The 398-nt window shown below is 60.1% G+C and carries 1 protein-coding gene; it reads right to left on the bottom strand.

Annotation, left to right across the window (positions count from 1 at the left end):
* On the bottom strand, positions 1-398 hold a 398-nt coding region (locus tag PGR09_RS24540), incomplete at both ends, for an MFS transporter (protein WP_430916585.1).

Genomic DNA, 398 nt, shown 5'->3' with positions numbered 1-398 from the left:
CCGAACACGCCGATACCGACGGAGTAGACCGCCCAGAACCAGCCCAGCGCCGAGCTGGAGCTGTCGCTGCGGACGTTATGGATAATGGCGACGATGAACGAGTAGAGGAACAGCGGATAGGCCAGACCGCGGATACCGTAAAACAGCAGAATTAAGGCATAGTTGGCGCGGCCGAGGCCGAAAACGAGGAACAGAACGTGGAACACGCACCACAGCACGAAACCGATAAACATGGTTTTACGCGGGGTGATGATTTCCGCGACCACGCCGGAGACCCAGGCCGAGAGGGCAGCAGCGAGGCCGTAGAGGGTGAAGGCGAAAGAGGCCTGCGCCGGGCTGAAGCCCAGCTCCTTGATGTAGTGCGAGAGGAAGGCGAGTTCAAAACCGTCGCCGGTCAT

The organism is Klebsiella sp. 141251 (assembly GCF_050600725.1).
In the GTDB taxonomy this organism is placed as follows: domain Bacteria; phylum Pseudomonadota; class Gammaproteobacteria; order Enterobacterales; family Enterobacteriaceae; genus Klebsiella; species Klebsiella aerogenes.
This window is presented reverse-complemented; position numbering and strand designations above follow the sequence as displayed.